13 protein-coding genes and 1 riboswitch are annotated in these 14,651 nt (G+C 68.2%); of the genes, 6 read left to right on the plus strand and 7 right to left on the minus strand.

Annotated features, from left to right (window positions below; genetic code table 11):
* Nucleotides 1-56: 56 nt before the first annotated feature.
* Nucleotides 57-689, plus strand: a complete 633-nt coding sequence (gene def, locus OG966_RS27085; RefSeq protein WP_326652481.1) for a peptide deformylase — start codon at nucleotides 57-59, stop codon at nucleotides 687-689.
* Between the two features lie 53 nt (nucleotides 690-742).
* Here def and OG966_RS27090 read toward each other — a convergent pair whose 3' ends face one another.
* On the minus strand, nucleotides 743-1,711 hold the full coding sequence (locus tag OG966_RS27090) for a helix-turn-helix domain-containing protein (RefSeq protein ID WP_326652482.1): 969 nt from the start codon (nucleotides 1,709-1,711) through the stop codon (nucleotides 743-745).
* 82 nt (nucleotides 1,712-1,793) lie between these two features.
* On the opposite strand from OG966_RS27090, the gene OG966_RS27095 reads away from it, so the two are divergent.
* The gene (locus OG966_RS27095) at nucleotides 1,794-2,090 is read left to right on the plus strand and encodes a hypothetical protein (protein WP_326655579.1); all 297 of its coding nucleotides are present in this window, start codon (nucleotides 1,794-1,796) and stop codon (nucleotides 2,088-2,090) included.
* Between the two features lie 151 nt (nucleotides 2,091-2,241).
* On the opposite strand, the gene OG966_RS27100 is transcribed toward OG966_RS27095, so the two are convergent.
* The 6 genes from OG966_RS27100 to OG966_RS27125 all read right to left on the minus strand — a co-directional run bounded on the left by OG966_RS27100 (nucleotide 2,242) and on the right by OG966_RS27125 (nucleotide 9,545).
* Nucleotides 2,242-3,261, minus strand: coding sequence for a ribonucleotide-diphosphate reductase subunit beta (locus OG966_RS27100; RefSeq protein ID WP_326652483.1), 1,020 nt, complete (start codon nucleotides 3,259-3,261; stop codon nucleotides 2,242-2,244).
* A complete protein-coding gene (locus OG966_RS27105; protein WP_326652484.1) occupies nucleotides 3,261-5,642 on the minus strand; it encodes a ribonucleoside-diphosphate reductase subunit alpha in 2,382 nt (793 codons plus the stop codon). The genes OG966_RS27100 and OG966_RS27105 overlap by 1 nt, the downstream gene beginning before the upstream one ends.
* Before the next feature lie 142 nt (nucleotides 5,643-5,784).
* Nucleotides 5,785-5,910: riboswitch (cobalamin riboswitch) on the minus strand.
* Between the two features lie 244 nt (nucleotides 5,911-6,154).
* Entirely contained in the window at nucleotides 6,155-7,780 is a 1,626-nt protein-coding gene (mctP, locus tag OG966_RS27110) for a monocarboxylate uptake permease MctP (protein WP_326652485.1), read from the minus strand.
* The gene (locus tag OG966_RS27115; RefSeq protein WP_326652486.1) at nucleotides 7,777-8,076 is read right to left on the minus strand and encodes a DUF3311 domain-containing protein; all 300 of its coding nucleotides are present in this window, start codon (nucleotides 8,074-8,076) and stop codon (nucleotides 7,777-7,779) included. The genes mctP and OG966_RS27115 overlap by 4 nt, the downstream gene beginning before the upstream one ends.
* 134 nt (nucleotides 8,077-8,210) lie before the next feature.
* The gene (locus OG966_RS27120) at nucleotides 8,211-8,414 is read right to left on the minus strand and encodes a YbdD/YjiX family protein (protein WP_326655391.1); all 204 of its coding nucleotides are present in this window, start codon (nucleotides 8,412-8,414) and stop codon (nucleotides 8,211-8,213) included.
* 366 nt (nucleotides 8,415-8,780) lie between these two features.
* A complete protein-coding gene (locus OG966_RS27125; RefSeq protein WP_326652487.1) occupies nucleotides 8,781-9,545 on the minus strand; it encodes a GntR family transcriptional regulator in 765 nt (254 codons plus the stop codon).
* A gap of 285 nt (nucleotides 9,546-9,830) precedes the next feature.
* Here OG966_RS27125 and OG966_RS27130 point away from each other — a divergent pair, with 285 nt between their 5' ends.
* From OG966_RS27130 to OG966_RS27145, 4 genes are all read left to right on the plus strand, one after another.
* The gene (locus OG966_RS27130; RefSeq protein ID WP_326652488.1) at nucleotides 9,831-11,114 is read left to right on the plus strand and encodes an extracellular solute-binding protein; all 1,284 of its coding nucleotides are present in this window, start codon (nucleotides 9,831-9,833) and stop codon (nucleotides 11,112-11,114) included.
* Nucleotides 11,115-11,189: 75 nt separating this feature from the next.
* Entirely contained in the window at nucleotides 11,190-12,185 is a 996-nt protein-coding gene (locus OG966_RS27135; RefSeq protein ID WP_326652489.1) for a carbohydrate ABC transporter permease, read from the plus strand.
* The gene (locus tag OG966_RS27140) at nucleotides 12,182-13,039 is read left to right on the plus strand and encodes a carbohydrate ABC transporter permease (protein WP_326652490.1); all 858 of its coding nucleotides are present in this window, start codon (nucleotides 12,182-12,184) and stop codon (nucleotides 13,037-13,039) included. The genes OG966_RS27135 and OG966_RS27140 overlap by 4 nt, the downstream gene beginning before the upstream one ends.
* A 10-nt stretch (nucleotides 13,040-13,049) precedes the next feature.
* Nucleotides 13,050-14,627, plus strand: coding sequence for a glycoside hydrolase family 3 protein (locus OG966_RS27145; RefSeq protein ID WP_326652491.1), 1,578 nt, complete (start codon nucleotides 13,050-13,052; stop codon nucleotides 14,625-14,627).
* Nucleotides 14,628-14,651: the final 24 nt, after the last annotated feature.

Below are 14,651 nucleotides of genomic sequence, written 5' to 3' on the forward strand. Positions count from 1 at the left end.
TCCCCCCAGGGACTTCGTCCGGGGACCCCCAGTACCGAGAAGGGCGTACGGCTGACATGGCGTCGCAGCAGGAGACGGACCAGCAGGTCAACGATGGTTTCGTCGTGGATACAGAAGACTGCGAGGCGCGCGAGCTGGCGTACCGGGAGCGTGGCACGTCGCGCCCGATCACGGTCGTCGGCAATCCGGTGCTTCACAAGGAGTGCAAGGACGTCACCGAGTTCGACGACAAGCTCGCCGCTCTCATCGACGACATGTTCGCCAGCCAGCGGACGGCTGAGGGCGTTGGCCTGGCCGCCAACCAGATCGGCGTGGACCTGAAGGTCTTCGTCTATGACTGCATGGACGACGAGGGCGTACGTCACGTCGGTGTCGTCTGCAACCCGGTACTCGAGGAGCTGCCGGCCGAGCGCCGTGTCCTGGACGAGGCCAACGAAGGGTGCCTGTCCGTCCCGACGGCGTACGCGGCGCTGGCGCGACCCGACTACGCGGTGGTGCGCGGGCAGGACGCCGAGGGCGAGCCGATCAAGGTGCGCGGCACGGGGTACTTCGCCCGTTGCCTGCAGCACGAGACGGACCACCTGTACGGCTACCTGTACATCGACCGGCTCTCGAAGCGGGACCGCAAGGACGCGCTGCGGCAGATGGAAGAGGGCACGCCGCGCTACGAGACCGTCCCGAACGCCTGATCCTGTACGTCTGCCCAGGGGCCCCGCTCACAGCGAGCGGGGCCCCTGGGCGTTCACGCCACCCCGCGCACCGGGCCGCGGAAGGTCCTGCGGTACGCGTTCGGTGTGGTGCCGAGCGTACGGAGGAAGTGGTGGCGCAGCCCGGCCGCGTTCCCGAAGCCGGCGCGGCCCGCGATCGCGTCCACCGTCTCGTCAGTCGACTCCAGCAACTGCTGTGACAACAGCACCCGTTGGCGCAGCAGCCAGCGGTACGGAGTGGTCCCCGTCTCCTGCTGGAAGCGGCGGGCGAAGGTGCGCGGCGACATATGGGCGCGGGCCGCGAGCTGCTCGACGTTCATCTCGCGGTCCAGATGCCGCTCCATCCAGGACAGCGCGTCGCCGACGGTGTCGCAGGGGGTGCGTGGCAGCGGGCGCTCGATGTACTGCGCCTGCCCGCCGTCGCGGTGCGGCGGGATCACCATCCGGCGGGCGACCTGGTTGGCGACCTCGGGACCGTGCTCCTGGCGTACGACGTGAAGGCAGGCGTCGATCCCCGCCGCGGTGCCGGCCGAGGTGATCACCGGACCTTCGTCGACGTACAGCACATCGGGGTCCACGAGGGCCAGTGGATGACGGTCGGCCAGTGCCCGCGCGTGCCGCCAGTGGGTGGTGCAGCGGCGGCCGTCGAGGAGTCCGGCCGCACCGAGGACGAACGCTCCGGTGCAGACGCTGAGCACGCGCGCGCCGCGGTCCACGGCGCGGCGCAGTGCGTCGAGGAGCTCACCGGGATAGCCGCGGGTGGGGTACGAGCCACCGGTGGGGACGGCGATGAGGTCGGCATCCTCCAGCCGTTCGAGGCCGTACGGGGTGCTGAGGGTGAACCCGGCGTGGGTGTGCAGGGTGGGGCCCTCGGCGGAGACCGCCGCGAAGTCGTAGACGGGCAGACCGTCGTCGCTGCGGTCGAGGCCGAACACCTCGCAGACGACGCCGAGCTCGAAGGGGTGCACTTCGTCCAGCAGGACGGCAGCCACATTTTTCAGCATGGAATCAGTGTGGCAGTAATTCGATGGTTCATGACAGTCCTGCCACTGACTTCTTCAGTGCGGAAGGACGACAGTGGACGTCATGAACACCTTCCTGAACTACCTGTTCGTACTCGCCCTGTTCGGGCTGATCACGCTTCCCGCCTTGGTCGGGCACGCCAGGGAGCGGGCCATCGACCGTCAGTTGCGTGAGGCCGAGCTGCGTGAGGCCGAGCCGCTCAAGGCCGAGCCGCTCAAGGCCGAGCCGCGTCGCGCGGTGCGCCGCTCCTCGACCAGCGCGCCGGTCCCGTCGAGGGCGACGGTCCGTGCGAACTCCGGCTCCTCGTCCCGGCCGGCGCCGACGACGGTCGCGGTGAAGGCCCCGTGCAATGCGGGATAGCGGTCCGTGTGCCGCGTCAGCAGCGCGGGCCCAAGTGCTGCGCGCGGCAGGACATCTGAAACGGCCGGGCGGATGCGCAGAAGGCATCCGCCCGGCCGTTCAGCCCCCGTCCCCCGTATTCACATGGTCCTGAAGTCCTGGTCCTGAGGGCCTAGAAGTCGTCGTCGAAGCCGACCGAGCCCTCGACGGCCACCTGGTAGGCGGAGGGACGGCGCTCGAAGAAGTTGGTCAGCTCCTGGACGCCCTGCAGCTCCATGAAGGAGAACGGGTTCTCCGAGCCGTACACCGGAGCGAAGCCCAGCCGCGTCAGCCGCTGGTCGGCGACGCACTGGAGGTACTCGCGCATCGACTCGGTGTTCATCCCGGGCAGACCCTCGCCGCACAGATCACGGCCGAACTGCAGCTCCGCCTCGACGGCTTCCCTCAGCATGTCGGTGACCTGCTGCTGGAGCGCATCGTCGAAGAGCTCGGGCTCCTCCTTACGGACGGTGTCCACGACCTCGAAGGCGAAGTTCATGTGCATCGTCTCGTCCCGGAACACCCAGTTGGTGCCGGTGGCCAGACCGTGCAGCAGACCGCGGGAGCGGAACCAGTAGACGTACGCGAACGCGCCGTAGAAGAACAGGCCCTCGATGCACGCCGCGAAGCAGATCAGGTTCAGCAGGAAGCGACGCCGGTCGGCCTTCGACTCCAGCCGGTCGATCTTCTCGACCGAGTCCATCCACTTGAAGCAGAACTGGGCCTTCTCGCGGATGGAGGGGATCTCCTCGACCGCGTCGAAGGCGGCAGCGCGGTCGGCCGGGTCCGGCAGATAGGTGTCCAGCAGCGTCAGATAGAACTGGACGTGCACCGCCTCCTCGAAGAGCTGACGGCTCAGATAGAGCCGCGCCTCCGGGGAGTTGATGTGCTTGTACAGCGTCAGCACCAGGTTGTTGGAGACGATCGAGTCGCCCGTCGCGAAGAACGCGACCAGCCGGCCGATCATGTGCTGCTCACCGGCGGAGAGCTTGGCGAGGTCGGCCACGTCGGAGTGGAGATCGACCTCCTCCACGGTCCAGGTGTTCTTGATCGCGTCGCGGTAGCGCTCGTAGAAGTCCGGGTAACGCATCGGACGCAGGGTCAGTTCGAAGCCCGGGTCCAGCAGGTTCTTCTCGGTGTTCGGGGTGGTCATTACTGGCATGCCTCGCAGGACTCGGGGTTTTCGAGGGAGCAGGCGACCGCGTCCGCGTCGGGCTCCGACGCCTGCTGCATCGGGATGGGAGCGGCGGCCGCCGCAGCGCCGGAGCCGGCCGCACGGGCGATCCGCGTCGCCGGCCGGGAGCGCAGGTAGTACGTCGTCTTCAGCCCCTGCTTCCAGGCGTACGCGTACATCGAGCTGAGCTTCCCGATCGTCGGCGTCTCCAGGAAGAGGTTCAGCGACTGGCTCTGGTCCAGGAACGGCGTACGGGCCGCCGCCATGTCGATCAGGCCGCGCTGCGGGATCTCCCACGCGGTGCGGTACAGCGCGCGGACGTCGGCCGGGATCCAGCTGAAGCCCTGCACCGAACCGCTGGACTCGCGCAGCGCCTCACGGGTCTGCGCGTCCCATACACCCAGCTTCTTCAGCTCCGCCACCAGGTATCCGTTGACCTGGAGGAATTCACCGCTCAGTGTCTCGCGCTTGAAGAGGTTGGAGACCTGCGGCTCGATGCACTCGTAGACACCGGCGATCGAGGCGATGGTCGCGGTCGGCGCGATGGCGAGCAGCAGGGAGTTGCGCATGCCCGTCGAGGCGACCCGGGCGCGCAGCGCGTCCCAGCGCTCCGGCCAGTTCAGCTCGACGTCGTAGTGGTCGGGGTGCAGCACGCCACGGGCCGCGCGCGTCCGGGACCAGGCGGGCAGCGGGCCGTTGCGCTCGGCGAGGTCGCAGGACGCCTCGTACGCCGCGAGCATGATCCGCTCGGCGATCTTCGTGGAGAGCGCCTTCGCCCCGGCCGAGTCGAAGGGCAGACGGAGCTTGAAGAAGACGTCCTGGAGGCCCATCGCGCCAAGGCCCACCGGACGCCACTTGGCGTTGGAGCGGCCGGCCTGCTCGGTCGGGTAGAAGTTGATGTCGACGACGCGGTCGAGGAAGGTGACGGCGGTACGGACGGTCGCGTCGAGCCGCTCCCAGTCGATGCCGCCGTCGGCCACGAACGAACCCAGGTTGACCGAGCCGAGGTTGCAGACGGCCGTCTCACCGTCGTCCGTCACCTCGAGGATCTCGGTGCAGAGGTTCGAGGAGTGGACCGTGTGGCCCGGCTCCGCCGTCTGGTTGGCGGTGCGGTTGGAGGCGTCCTTGAAGGTCATCCAGCCCTGGCCGGTCTGGGCGAGCGTCCGCATCATGCGGCCGTAGAGGTCACGGGCCGGCATGGACTTCTGTGCGAGACCCGCGGCCTCGGCCTTGCGGTACGCCGCGTCGAATTCGTCGCCCCACAGGTCGACCAGCTCCGGCACGTCCGCGGGCGAGAACAGCGACCAGTCGGCGTCCGCCTCGACGCGGCGCATGAACTCGTCCGGGATCCAGTGCGCGAGATTCAGATTGTGCGTACGCCGGGCGTCCTCACCGGTGTTGTCGCGCAGCTCCAGGAACTCCTCGATGTCGGAGTGCCAGGTCTCCAGGTAGACGGCGGCGGCGCCCTTGCGCCTGCCGCCCTGGTTCACCGCGGCGACCGAGGCGTCGAGGGTCTTGAGGAACGGGACGATGCCGTTGGAGTGGCCGTTGGTGCCCCGGATCAGCGAACCGCGCGAGCGGATACGCGAGTAGGAGAGGCCGATGCCCCCCGCGTGCTTCGAAAGACGGGCCACCTGGTGGTAGCGGTCGTAGATCGAGTCGAGCTCGTCCAGCGGCGAGTCCAGCAGATAGCAGGAGGACATCTGCGGGTGGCGGGTGCCGGAGTTGAAGAGCGTGGGCGAGGAAGGGAGGTAGTCGAGGCGGCTCATCAGGCCGTACAGCGCGGCGACTTCGTCCAGGGCAAGGACCGAATCGTCCTCGGCGAGACCGCAGGCGACGCGCAGCATGAAGTGCTGTGGGGTCTCGATGACCTGACGGGTGATCGGGTGCCGAAGCAGATACCGGCTGTAGAGGGTGCGCAGACCGAAGTAGCCGAAGCGGTCGTCGGCGGCCTGGTCGACGAGGGAGTCCAGCCGCGCGGCGTGCAGCGTCACGAACCGGGCCGTACGGTCCGCGATCAGGCCCTCGCGGTGCCCGACCGCGACGGAAGCGGAGAAGGCCACCGCGCCCTGTCCCGCTGCTTCGTCCGCGATATGACGGGTCAGCAGTCGGGCGGCGAGCCGCGAGTAGGCAGGATCCTCGGAGATCAGCCCCGCGGCCGCGTCGGTGGCGAGGCTCCGCAGCTCGGCCGCGTCCGACCCGGCGTGTCGTCCGCGCAGCGCGGCGGCGGCGACGCGTCCGGGGTCGGTGTCGGGCAGATCGGCGGTGAGGTCCGTGAGGGTCCGCAGCAGCGCGGTCCCGGGGCCGTCGGCCACCTGCTCGGAGATGCCTGAAGCCGGATCGGCTGGCGCGATGGTCACGTGGTGCTCTCCCTCGCTCGGCTCTGGGCCGGCGGGGGAGGGGAGGCCGGTACGGGCGTACTCACCCGTCGAAGGGCAGCACACCGTACGGCGTCCACCGGCCCAACCGCGAGGCCCGGACGTCTCGGCACCCGGTTCGGTCGAGCCGGATGCACCATCGGCAGGTCCTCGGACTGGCGGGGTACGACAAAGCGCACCGCATCACACCGTTGCGGGACAGTTCCGGATTCGCACCGGATTCCCCTGCGTCGACAGCGAGCATGAGCATACATGTGGGGGCCGCTTGATGCGGCACCCCCCACATGTTGTGTCATGGAGCACTGCAGCTCCAACGCGTAAGTGAGCAAGGCGATCCCGGGGATGGGCCGTGACTCCGCCCCGGACCCCGCGCCGCCCATCGTCGGCGGGGCCTGATCCGCCGGGCGCGGCGGGAGGTTCAGCCCCTCCCACACAGCAAAGGGCCGTCGCGTCCCCTCCCGGGAAACGCGACGGCCCTCACGCCGGCCGCACCGTCAGTGACTCACCCCCGCCGTCGCCGGCGGCAGTTCCACCTGGACGTCAGGGTCGCCCGCGTCCGCCGTGTAGTCCGACGGGCTGGTCTCGTCGACGCCCTCCGGGGCCTTGAGTGCACGCAGGACGAACGTCATGACCACCGTCACCACCACGTTCAGGATGAACGCCGTGAGGCCGATGTAGCCGATCTCGCCGATGCCCGGGATCTCAGCCGAGGAGCCGCCGAAGTGCTTCTGTGCCGGGCTCGCGACTCCGTATGCCGCCGACGTGCCGTAGATCATGCCGACCGCCCAGCCCGCCAGCAGCGCCCAGCGGTGGAACCACCGCGTGAAGAGGCCGCCGACCAGCGCCGGGAAGGTCTGCAGAATCCAGATGCCGCCGAGGAGCTGGAAGTTGATCGCCACCGTCTTGTCCATCGTCAGGACGAAGACCAGCGCGCCCACCTTCACCAGCAGCGAGACCAGCTTGGAGATCTTCATCTCCTGCGCGGGTGTCGCATCCGGCTTGATGAAGTCCTTGTAGATGTTCCGGGTGAACAGATTCGCCGCCGCGATCGACATGATGGCCGCCGGTACCAGCGCGCCGATGCCGATCGCCGCGAACGCCACACCGGCGAACCAGTCCGGGAACATCGTCTCGAACAGCTGCGGGATCGCCAGCTGACCGTTCTGCACCTTGATTCCGGCCGCGATCGCCATGAACCCGAGCAATGCCAGCAGACCCAGCATCAGCGAGTACAGCGGCAGGATCGTGGTGTTGCGGCGGATCACGTCACGGCTGCGGGAGGACAGCGTGGCGGTGATCGAGTGCGGATACATGAAGAGCGCGAGCGCCGAGCCCAGCGCCAGTGTCGCGTAACCCCACTGGCCCGCCTCACCCGGTACCAGCGCGCCTCGTGGTTTCTCCGTCGCCGGGTTGACCTGTGCGAACGCGTCGCCCGCCTTCGCGAAGATGTCGTCGAAGCCGCCGAGCTTTATCGGGATGTAGATGATCGCGACCGCGATGACGATGTAGATCAGCGCATCCTTGACGAACGCGATCAGTGCCGGCGCCCGCAGACCGGACGAGTATGTGTACGCCGCCAGTACACCGAAGGCGATCAGCAGTGGCAGGTCCTTGACGAACCAGCTGGTCGTCTCGCCACCGCCGACGCCCATCACATCGAGCACCGCCTGGATGCCGACCAGTTGGAGCGCGATGTAGGGCATGGTCGCCAGGATGCCGGTGACGGCGACCGCCAGCGAGAGACCCTTCGAGTCCCAGCGCCCGCGTACGAAGTCCGAGGTGGTGACGTACCCGTGCTTGTGCGACACCGACCACAGCCGCGGCAGGAAGGTGAAGATCAGCGGATATACGAGGATCGTGTACGGCACGGCGAAGAAGCCCGCCGCGCCCGCCGCGTAGATAGCCGCCGGCACGGCGACGAACGTGTACGCCGTGTACAGGTCACCGCCGAGCAGGAACCAGGTGACCCAGGTGCCGAACGACCGGCCGCCCAGGCCCCATTCGTCGAGGCTGTCGCTCTCGGCCTTGCGCCAGCGCGCGGCCAGGAAGCCCATGACCGTGACGGCCAGGAAGAAGAAGATGAAGACGCCGAGTGCGACGCCGTTCACGCCGTCCTTCACTTCGACGCACCTCCCTTGCGGGCGCGCTGGTCACGCTGCCACAGCTGGTAAGCGATCATGGTGAGTGCGGTCGAGACGAGCACCCAGAGCATCTGGTACCAGTAGAAGAACGGGATGCCGATGAAGGCAGGCTCGGTCTTTGCATACGAACTGACCCAGAGCATCGCCACAAACGGTGCGAAGAGGCAGAGGGCGATGATCACGCGCACCGGCGTGATGACCGGCGGTTTCGCATCAGGAACTTCAGGAACTTCAGGCACTTCCGGCGCTTCTGGCGCGCCAGGCTCTGCTGACATACGGCGGCTCCGTCCCCTCACCTGTGACCTGTGTAATGCGCAGGCAATCTAGGCGAGGGTCTCGCGGAGAGTCACCCCCTGTTCGCATATCGGTACGGCAACAACTTTCAGCCCCGCCGCCTTCACCAGCGGTTTCAGCACCAGCGGAAGCCTGAACCCGGGTCCGACTCCTGACGGTCCGTCCGCATCCGCTCGAATTCCCGCCGGGACGGCACGGATACGACCGGATCGTGGGACCGCGCGTGTGCGACATACCGGTTGTATGCCGTCTCGTCCATCAATTCGCGCACGTACCAGCGCACCGCGCCGGCGGCCCGCCGCAGCCCGTTCGGCAGCATCCCGCGCCTCCCCCTTCTCCTCCTCGGTGGGCCGGAGTCCGGCCGGGGCTGTCAGCTTCGACTCCACATGCGGCGCTTCGTCCAGCGTCGCGGTCGCCGGCCGGCGCACCGCCCGCGATCGCGGCGAAGTGGTGCCGTAGCCGATGGCGTACGAGCCGAGGGCGGCGGCGACCATCCGGGTGGCCGGCACCTCATCGCCGCGCGAGAGGGCCAGTACGGTCCTGCCGGCCGCGCCGATCGGCGCAACGAGCGTCCGGATGACGATGATTCGGGAGTTTGCTGAGCGCACCGGGTCGTCCTCCCGTCGCTTGCGATGACGGGAGGACCGTAGAGCAGGAATGTCACCTGCGCCACCGCGTGCAGGACTCAGTCCTTGGGGCGCTGAAGCCTCGCCACGAACTTGTACCGGTCGCCGCGGTACACCGAGCGGACCCACTCCACCGGCTCACCCTGCGCGTCCAGCGAGTGGCGCGACAGCATCAGCATCGGCAGGCCCACGTCCGTACCGAGCAGCCCCGCCTCGCGCGGTGTGGCCAGCGAGGTCTCGATCGTCTCCTCGGCCTCGGCCAGATGGACGTCGTACACCTCGGCCAGCGCCGTGTAGAGCGAGGTGTATTTCACCAGGCTGCGCCGCAGCGCCGGGAAGCGCTTGGCCGACAGATGCGTCGTCTCGATCGCCATGGGTTCGCCGCTCGCCAGCCGCAGCCGCTCGATCCGGAGCACCCGTCCGCCGGTCGCGATGTCCAGCAGTCCGGCCAGCGTGTCGTCGGCCGTGACGTACCCGATGTCCAGCAGTTGCGAGGTGGGCTCGAGACCCTGGGCCCGCATGTCCTCGGTGTACGAGGTGAGCTGCAGGGCCTGCGAAACCTTGGGCTTGGCCACGAAGGTGCCCTTGCCCTGGATGCGCTCGAGGCGGCCCTCGACGACCAGTTCCTGGAGCGCCTGGCGCACCGTCGTGCGCGAGGTGTCGAACTCCGCGGCGAGCGTCCGCTCCGGCGGAACGGGCGTGCCGGGCGGCATCGTCTCCGTCATGTCCAGCAAGTGGCGCTTCAGCCGGTAGTACTTGGGCACACGCGCGGTACGGGTCTGTGCCCCGCCCTCGGTCTCGGTGCCGCCCCCGTCCGTGGCCATGGCCCGCCTTCCCGACTCTTGTCCTGCTGCCGTCACCGGCTCCTCCGTCTGTTGCGGCTCACATGGTGGCACGGTCCGGTCGCGGGTCGTCGACCTCCCTCAGGTGTCGGTCCGATAACGGAGGTGACAGCCCTTCTTATACACCCTTGACACCCCTAAAGGTCTAGGCCAAGCTCCGGGTACTGGTCTAAACCATTAAAGACCAGGTCCCAGCCCCACGAGCAGTACTCGTCGTATGTCTTCGCGGTGGGCAGGGGGGTTGCAGGCATCCCTGAGGAGGGTGGCGTGAAGCGCAAGCTCATCGCGGCGGTAGGCGTCGCGGGCATGATGATCGGCCTTGCGGCCTGTGGTGATTCGGACAAGGGCGGGGACAAGGCCGGCGGCAGCGACGCCAAGGAACTGACCGTCTGGCTGACGGTCGACGCCCAGAACAACTGGCCCGATCTGGTGAAGGCCGCCGACGACGCGATCGTCGAGAAGCACCCGGGCATCAAGATCAAGCACGAGTACTACGGCTGGCCGGACAAGAACGCCAAGCTCGATGCCGTACTCGCCACGGACAAGGCTCCGGACGTGGTCGAGATGGGCAACACCGAGATGCTCGGCTACATGACCAAGGGCGCGTTCGCCGAGGTCGACCCGAAGAAGTTCGAGCAGTCGGACGCGTGGCTGGATGGCCTCAAGGAGTCCGTCACGTACGACGGCAAGACCTACGGCATCCCCTACTACGCCGGTGGCCGTGTCGGCACCTGGCGCAAGGACATCGCCACCGAGGTCGGCGTCAAGGCCGCCCCGAAGACATACGCGGAGCTCACCGCCGCCCTGGACAAGATCCAGGAGAAGAAGGGCGACAAGTTCAGCGCCTGGTACCAGCCTTCGCCGGACTGGTACGCAGCGATGTCCTTCGTGTACGACGCCGGTGGCTCCATCGCCAAGAAGGACGGCGACAAGTGGAAGGCCAACCTCTCCTCGCCCGAGTCCCTCAAGGGCCTCAATGAGTACAAGTCGATCCTCGACAAGTACATGCACGGCGACAAGACGAAGGACGAGTCCGACCGGCCGGTCGTCTTCGGGCAGGGCAAGTCCGCGACCATCTTCAGCGCGGCCTGGGAGGGCGGCACTGCCGCCGACCCGAAGAACGACAAGGTCGGCAAACTCGCCGACAAGCTCGAGAACTTCGTGATGCCCGGCCCGAACGGCAAGGCCCTTCCCGTCTTCCTCGGCGGCTCCGACCTGGCTGTCCCGGTCAAGTCCAGGGCGCAGGACGTCGCGGCCGAGTGGATCAACGCCTTCACCGGCGCCCAGGGCCAGAAGGGTCTGCTCGCCAAGGGCAACCTGCCCAACAACAAGACGGACCTGGCGACCCTGAAGAACGACCCGAAGACGGTGGTCCCGGCCACCGCCGCCGAGTCCAACTGGTTCGTGCCGATGGCGCCGGGCTGGGGTCAGGTCGAGAAGGCCCAGACCCTCAAGACGATGCTGCAGCAGATCGGCACCGGCAAGAAGTCGGTCGAGGACGCCGCGAAGGCCGCGGACGCCGCGATCGACAAGGTCATCAACACCAAGTGACCTATCGGCAGGGCTCCGTCACCGCGACGGGGCCCTGCCGCTCGTACCGGGAGAGGGACCGCTGAGGAGCACGGGATGAGTGCCGCAGAGACAACCACCGCCACGGTGCCGCCGACGCGGCAATCGCCACCGCCGGGGACCGGCGCCGCCGCCCCCGCAAAGCCGGGCAGAAAGCCGACAACGGGCGGGGCAGGAGTGCCCTGGCTGCTGCTCGCGCCCTGCCTGCTCATCCTTCTGCTGGTCCTCGGCTATCCGCTGGTGCGGCTGGTCACCCTCTCCTTCCAGAAGTTCGGGCAGCCCCAGCTGTGGGGCTTCAAGGACCCGGAGCCGGTCGGCTTCGGCAACTTCTCCAAGATCCTCGGGGACGGCGAGTTCTGGAGCGTCGTCGTACGGACCGTGGTCTTCGCCTTCAGCGCCGTGGTCCTGACGATGGTCCTCGGCATGCTGGTCGCCCTGCTGCTGCAGCGTGTCTCGGGCTGGGTGAAGACCCTGGTCAACATCGCGCTCGTGGCGAGCTGGGGCATGCCCATCATCGTCGCCACCGCGATCTTCAAGTGGCTCTTCGACGCCGACTACGGCGTACTCAACTGGCTGCTCTCCCGGCTGCCCGGAGTCGACATGATCGGCCACAACTGGTTCGCCAGCGGCCCCCAGGGCCTGGCCGTGATCATCCTTCTGGTGGTCTGGGGCGCCGTGCCCTTCGTCGTGATCACACTCGGCGCCGGCCTCACCCAGGTGCCCAAGGAGCTCGAAGAGGCAGCCCGTCTCGACGGCGCCGGCGCCTGGGGCGTCTTCCGCTTCGTCACCCTGCCGATCCTCAAGCCCATCATCGTGATGCTGACGACGCTCTCGGTGATCTGGGACATGGGTGTCTTCCCGCAGGTCTTCGTGATGCGCAACGGCCATCCCGAGGCGGAGTTCCAGCTGCTCACCACGTACTCGTACGACAAGGCCTTCGTCGTCAACGACTACGGCACCGGCTCGGCGATCGCGCTTGTCACGGTGATTCTGCTGCTCGGTGTGGTCGCGGTCTACATGCGCCAAATGCTCAAGATCGGAGAGGTGGAGTGACTTCGACCGCCGCGGCTCCCGCCGCCACCCGCCGTCCCGGGAAGAGCCGGCTCGGCTGGAATCTGCTCGGCCTCCTTGTCTTCGTCACCGCGGGCTTCCCGGTCTACTGGATGCTGAACACGGCGTTCAAGCCGGCCAAGGACGCCATCGACCCCGACCCGCACTTCTTCCCCGACGTCTTCACGACGGAGAACTTCCGGCGGGCCCTGGACATCGCCGACTTCTGGGGACCGGTCGGACGCAGCCTGACCGTCTCGCTCGTCGTGGTCGTCATCGGCATCGCGGTCGGCATGCTCGCCGCGCTCGCTATATCCCGGTTCGCCTTCCGCGGCCGCAAAATCGTGATCGTCGGCATCCTCGCGGTCCAGATGATCCCGCTCGTCGCCATGATCATCCCGGTCTTCCTGCTGCTGAACGACCTCGGTCAGTACGACAGGCTCACCGGCCTGATCATCACGTACCTGACCTTCATCCTCCCCTTCACGGTGTGGACGCTGCGCGGGTTCATCGTCAACATCCCCAGGGAACTGGAGGAGGCGGCGATGGTCGACGGCTGCACCCGCACCGGCGCCTTCGTCCGCGTGGTCTTCCCGCTGCTCGCCCCCGGCATGGTCGCCACCTCGGTCTACGGCTTCATCCAGGCCTGGAACGAGTATCTGTACGCACTGATGCTGATGAGCCAGCAGAACCAGACCGCCACCGTGTGGCTGGGCAACTTCACCACCAAGAACGGCACCGAGTACGCCCCGATGATGGCGGGCGCCACGATGATGGCCATCCCCATCGTGATCCTCTTCCTCCTCGTCCAGCGCAAAATGGCCGCGGGTCTGACGGCCGGCGCAGTGAAGGGATGACGCCGTCCACATGACAACTCTCGTACGCAGTACAGACACCCTGACCCGCGACGCGCTCGCCGTCCTCCAGCCGGGCTTCGTCGGCACCACCGCACCGGACTGGCTGCTGCGCCGGATCGGCGAAGGCCTCTCGGCCGTCGGTCTGTTCGGCCGCAATATCGTCTCGCCCCCTCAGCTGGCGGCGCTCACCGCGCAGTTGCGGGCGGAGCGGGACGACGTACTGGTCGCGATCGACGAGGAGGGCGGGGACGTCACCCGGCTCGAGGTGCGCACCGGCTCCTCCTTCCCCGGCAACTACGCGCTGGGCATGGTGGACGACACGGACCTCACCCGGGCCGTCGCCCGCGAGCTCGGCCGCCGGCTCGCCGAGTGTGGAGTCGACCTCAACTGGGCGCCGTCCGCGGATATCAACTCCAACCCGGACAACCCGGTCATCGGCGTACGGTCCTTCGGCGCGGACACGGCCCTCGCCGCCCGCCACACCGTCGCGTACGTCGAAGGTCTCCAGGCCGCCGGAGTCGCCGCCTGCACCAAGCACTTCCCCGGGCACGGCGACACCAATGTGGACTCGCACCACGCGCTGCCCCGGATCGACGTGGATCTCGACACGCTGCACGCCCGTGAGCTGGTGCCTTTCCGCGCGGCCATCGCGGCGGGTTCCAAAGCGGTGATGAGCGCGCATATCCTGCTTCCCGCGCTCGACCCGAACCGCCCGGCGACCCTGAGCCCGCAGATCCTGACCGGTCTGCTGCGCGAAGAGCTGGGCTACCAGGGCCTGATCGTCACCGACGGCATGGAGATGCAGGCCATCTCGGCGGTGTACGGCATCGAGCGCGGCTCCGTCCTCGCGATCGCCGCAGGTGCCGACGCGATCTGCGTCGGCGGCGGGCTGGCCGACGAGGAGACCGTACTGCGACTGCGCGACGCGCTGGTCACGGCGGTACGGGACGGCGAACTGCCCGAGGAGCGACTGGCCGACGCGGCCGCGCGGGTGCGCGCGCTCGCCGACTGGACGCGACGGGCCAGGGGGGCAGGAGGGGAGCCGGGCGCGGCTTCAGGGGTGGGGGCCCCTCTGGCGATGCCAGGGGAAGGGACCGCGCCCGGCACCGACATCGGCCTTGTCGCGGCGCGCCGGGCGGTGCGCGTGACGGCGGCGGAGGTGCCGTACGAACCGCTGACGAGGGCTCCGTACGTCGCCGCATTCACGCCGGTCGCCAACATCGCGGTGGGGGACGAGACTCCGTGGGGAGTGGCGGCGGAGCTGGCCGCGATACTGCGGGGCACGACGACCGACACCTATGGCAGCGCGGGTGACGGATCTACCGATACGGCCTCCTTGGTCGGAAATGTGCTGGGTCTTGCCGGGGACCGTAGGATCGTCGCTGTAGTGCGCGACGTCCACCGACACCCCTGGATGGCGGACGCCCTGGACACCCTGATCGCGGCCCGTCCCGACACGGTCGTGGTCGAGATGGGGGTGGACCGGGCGGAGCCGAGGGGGATCCTGCACATCGCGACCCATGGCGCCGCCCGCGTCTGCGGACGGGCCGCCGCGGAGGTCATCACCGGCAAGGGCGCCGGCGCCTGACCGACGCGGACCGTGCTGTACCGG

This window comes from Streptomyces sp. NBC_01750 (assembly GCF_035918095.1).
Taxonomy (GTDB): Bacteria; Actinomycetota; Actinomycetes; order Streptomycetales; family Streptomycetaceae; genus Streptomyces.